The organism is Pseudomonas kitaguniensis (genome assembly GCF_009296165.1).
In the GTDB taxonomy this organism is placed as follows: Bacteria; Pseudomonadota; Gammaproteobacteria; order Pseudomonadales; family Pseudomonadaceae; genus Aquipseudomonas; species Aquipseudomonas kitaguniensis.
The window spans coordinates 1-2,321 of the sequence record NZ_VUAZ01000208.1 but is presented as its reverse complement, the minus strand read 5'-3'; the positions used below and the strand labels follow the sequence as shown (position 1 = coordinate 2,321).

Here is a 2,321-nt window from a genome sequence, read left to right as displayed (position 1 = left end):
GGCGTGTGTGGGAGCTGGCCTGGAAACTGGCTTGGGTGGAGGCTGGTCTGCTGGAAGCTGGCCTGGGCTGGCTTGTGTGGGAGGCTGGTCTGCCTGGAAGCTGGCCAGGGGCTGGCTTGTGTGGGAGGGGGCTTGCTCCCGATGGCGGTGTGTCAGTTACATGAATTCTGACTGACAGACCGCCATCGGGAGCAAGCCCCCTCCCACATTGCTACTCCTACATTGCTACTCCTACACAGCTACTCCCACATAGCTACTCCTACACAGCTACTCCCACATAGCTACTCTCACATTGCTACTCCCTGATTGCTCCTGCCACATAGCCTCCCACAGAGCCCCCGCCATAGGGATTCAGGCAATGATCTTGCGAAGAAGTAGCAGCAGCACAAAATGCATGGGATACAGCGCATATGCCCAGCGGCGCATGGCGGGTGGCGTGACGTTTTTGGCCTGTCGCAACAAGACCAGTCCGAGCAATGGCGCGAGCAAGCAGGCAGCCAAGCCCATCAGCGCCACGGGCGTGCCGCTATTGAGCAAAATCTGCCATTGGTTGGCGGCCACACACACCAAACCCGGCAACACGCTGAAATACCACGGGCGCTTGAACACCAACAGCATGGCCAACGGCAACAACACACCAAAAAATCCGAACATCAGCTGTGTGGAAAACACCGCCGCCAGCACAAGGGCGATCAACGCCAATCCTCGATCAACCGCCGCCTTATGCTGCCATCCTCGCGCAACCAACAACCCCAGCGCCAAGGTGGGCAGCACATTCAACGTATCGGCATCGTCGATAAACAACCGGTACGGCACTTCGCTGATCAGGCTGAACACCAGCAACCAACCTAAATAACGCCATTGGCCAGTCAACGGGGCATTGCTCACCCGCTGCACATTCGCCGCAATCGCCAGGCAAAACCACGGGAACGCCAGGCGCCCCGGCACATACAGGCCATCCAGGCTCCAGCCGACATAACGCAGGTGGTCGAGCACCATGCTCAACAGCGCCAGCCACTTGAGCAAATCCAGCGCGCCATCGCGACGCGTCCGACAGGAATCGTTTGAGTACCGTGCATAATTCCCCAGTGACTTTGCATTTACAGTGCGTGCGCATGCCCAACAATCTTGGTTACAGTGCGCACCAACATCGACCACAGGAATGGGCCATGACCGACAAGAGCCAACAATTTGCCAGCGACAACTATTCCGGCATCTGCCCGGAAGCCTGGGCCGCCATGGAACAAGCCAACCAAGGCCATCAACGCGCCTATGGCGATGATGAATGGACCCACCGCGCCGCCGACGGTTTCCGTAATCTGTTTGAAACCGACTGCGAAGTGTTCTTCGCCTTCAACGGCACCGCCGCCAACTCGCTGGCGCTGTCGTCCTTGTGCCAGAGCTACCATAGCGTGATTTGCTCGGAAACCGCCCACGTCGAAACCGATGAATGCGGCGCGCCGGAGTTTTTCTCCAACGGTTCCAAGCTGCTCACCGCACGCACCGAAAACGGCAAGCTGACCCCGGAATCGATCCGCGAGATCGCCCTCAAGCGCCAAGACATTCACTACCCCAAACCACGCGTGGTCACCCTGACCCAAGCCACCGAAGTCGGCAGCGTGTACACGCCGCAAGAAATCCGCGCCATCAGCGCCACCTGCAAAGAGCTGGGCCTGAACCTGCACATGGACGGCGCGCGCTTCGCCAACGCCTGCGCGTTCCTCGGCTGCTCGCCTGCCGACCTGACCTGGAAAGCCGGTGTGGACGTGCTGTGCTTTGGCGGCACCAAAAACGGCATGGCCGTGGGTGAAGCGATCCTGTTCTTCAACCACACACTGGCCGAAGACTTCGACTACCGCTGCAAACAGGCCGGCCAGTTGGCGTCGAAAATGCGCTTCCTTTCGGCGCCCTGGGTAGGTTTGCTGGAAAACCACGCCTGGCTCAAACACGCACGCCACGCCAACAGTTGCGCGCAATTGCTGAGCAGCCTGGTGGCGGATATTCCCGGCGTGGAATTGATGTTCCCGGTGCAGGCCAACGGCGTGTTCCTGCAACTCTCGGAAGCCGCCATTGAAGCGCTGACGGCCAAGGGCTGGCGCTTCTACACGTTTATCGGCAAAGGCGGCGCGCGCTTCATGTGTGCGTGGGATACAGAGGAAGAGCGTGTCAGAGAATTGGCCGCGGACATTCGAGAAGTGATGGGCGCCTGACAGTCACCCCTGAACAAACGTGGGAGGGGGCTTGCTCCCGTATGGCGGTGGGTCGAGTTACATTGAATTCTGACTGACAGACCGCTATCGGGAGCAAGCCCCCTTCCCACA

1 protein-coding gene and 1 pseudogene are annotated in these 2,321 nt (G+C 59.5%); one reads left to right on the top strand and one right to left on the bottom strand.

The features are described from left to right. Positions 1-351 precede the first annotated feature (351 nt). Positions 352-1,079, bottom strand: a pseudogene (locus tag F0169_RS26445) (TraX family protein). A 90-nt stretch (positions 1,080-1,169) separates the two neighbouring features. Here F0169_RS26445 and F0169_RS26440 point away from each other — a divergent pair. Continuing rightward, entirely contained in the window at positions 1,170-2,210 is a 1,041-nt protein-coding gene (locus F0169_RS26440) for a threonine aldolase family protein (protein ID WP_058415197.1), read from the top strand. The last annotated feature ends 111 nt before the right edge of the window (positions 2,211-2,321 follow it).

Excerpts from the sequence above, each read along its gene's own strand:
- F0169_RS26440 (WP_058415197.1), top strand. The coding sequence starts at position 1,170 with ATGACCGACAAGAGCCAACAATTTGCCAGCGACAACTATTCCGGCATC.